1 protein-coding gene is annotated in these 2,038 nt (G+C 32.2%); it reads left to right on the forward strand.

Translation table 11 applies throughout. The annotated features are described in order from the left end of the window. Positions 1-521: 521 nt before the first annotated feature. Positions 522-1,664 (forward strand): aminotransferase class V-fold PLP-dependent enzyme, encoded by a 1,143-nt coding sequence (locus DYH56_RS15630; RefSeq protein ID WP_114643777.1) that lies wholly within the window; start codon positions 522-524, stop codon positions 1,662-1,664. Positions 1,665-2,038: the final 374 nt, after the last annotated feature.

Raw genomic sequence — 2,038 nt, forward strand, 5'->3', positions numbered from 1 at the left:
AGAGCCTAAAAGAAATAGTCGAAGCTATAGGAGGTCACACTAATCCACAGCGTCTATGTTAATTATATACTAAAAAATTAAATAAACTAGAAATAGTGCTTTTATAGCTCTATTTCATTATACAAGGAGGAATCATGAAATTTTATCAGTGAAATTGAAAATCAATTAAAACTTCCGGTGGAAGTTATGAGATCTACTGTAAATGGATAACATGAAGAAATTTAAACTGAAATAATTTTTATAAAAAACTATTCTCATTCTTTTTTCCAACTTTAGATCAATTCTTAATATTTCAAATAAAAACTTTTTAAATTCTATGAAACAAAATCCCAAAGGGATCATATAATCAATACCACTAATTATAGGTGGCTTTTTTAGATACAATTTATAAAAAATTATAAATTCATTAGCTGCGTTAAGTAAAAAAAATATCACTTACAAAGAATATTGTATAAAAAATTATATTCTACCTTTTAATATACAATTTTTTTTACTGACGTTTATTAATAAAAGGAGATAAAATGAAAAAAATTTATTTAGACAACGGGGCAACGTCCTTTCCTAAACCAAAATGTGTAGGGGAAGCTGTTTTAAATTATATAAATAATCTGGGTACAAGTATCAACAGGGGAGCCTATGAAACAGCCTATAGTGTGGCCGATACAGTATTTGAAACCAGGGAGCTTATATGTGAACTGTTTAATTTTGATCAGCCTGAAAATGTTGTTTTCACTAAAAATATAACAGAAAGTTTGAATTTATTGATAAAAGGGCTGTTAAAGGAAGGCGATCATGTGGTGGTGTCCTCTATGGAGCACAATGCAGTGATGCGGCCATTGAATTCTTTAAATGTAAAGGTTTCCAAAACAGAGTGCAACAAGTACGGCGATCTGGATATAGAGGATTTTAAATCAAAATTAAAAAAAAATACAAGGGCAGTAATAATGACCCATGCTTCCAATGTCTGCGGGACAATTTTAAACTTAGAGGAAGTGGGGAGGATCTGCCAGGAAAAAAATATTTTTTTTATAGTGGACACAGCCCAGACAGCAGGATTTTTGGATATCGATTATAAAAAATTAAAAGCCGATGCTATAGCTTTCACAGGTCATAAATCACTTCTCGGACCCCAGGGGATCGGAGGATTTATAATAAACGACAGACTGGTTGAGATAATTCCCAGTCTCATCGACGGAGGAACTGGAAGTTTGTCGGAAGAAGAAAGACAGCCCTGTTATATGCCGGATAAATATGAGGCGGGAACCCCTAATATTCCAGGCATCTTTGGATTAAATGCCTCAATAAAGTATTTAAAAAATACAGGGTTGGAAAACATAAGACAAAAGGAGTATGAGCTGTTAAAATTATTTTTAGATGAGATAAAGGAGATAAACGGGATAGCCGTTGTGGGAAAAGACACCCCTCAGGGAAGGACAGGAGCGGTATCACTGGATTTTTTCAACCACGATAACGGCGAGATAGCCTATAAACTGGGTAATGATTATGGAATAATGACAAGGTCGGGAATGCACTGTGCTCCTGGTGCCCATAAAACTCTGGGAACTTTTCCCAGGGGAACGGTAAGGTTCAGTTTCAGCCACTTCAATACAAAAGATGAGATATATTATGCCATGGAAAGTATAAAAAAAATAATGGAGGAATAATGAAAAAATTTAATAATTTTTATTTTTGACAATGAGATCACAATACTTCCGGGAGAAGTAAATGGATTTTAAATAGGAAAAAAAATGGAAGTTTAGCTGAATAATAATTTCTATTCACCAAATTTCTATCCACTAAATTCCCATTCATCCTATTTAAAATTTTTTAAATCATATATATGTTAAAAATACATCTCAAGGTATAGAGGTAGATTTTATATTATTTTGTTGTGTTTTTATTAATAAATTTAAGGAGCATTCCTGTATAATAAAAAAGTAAATGGTTGAAAAAAAAAGATACCTCGATGTAAAATTAAGACGACTAAACCCTAATATTTTACGGAGGTATCCACATGAAGTTTAACCAAAATAGCAAA

This window comes from Psychrilyobacter piezotolerans (assembly GCF_003391055.1).
GTDB lineage: Bacteria > Fusobacteriota > Fusobacteriia > Fusobacteriales > Fusobacteriaceae > Psychrilyobacter > Psychrilyobacter piezotolerans.

Bases quoted from the DNA above. Each gene is read 5' to 3' on its own strand.
- DYH56_RS15630 (WP_114643777.1), top strand. From the start codon at position 522: ATGAAAAAAATTTATTTAGACAACGGGGCAACGTCCTTTCCTAAACCA.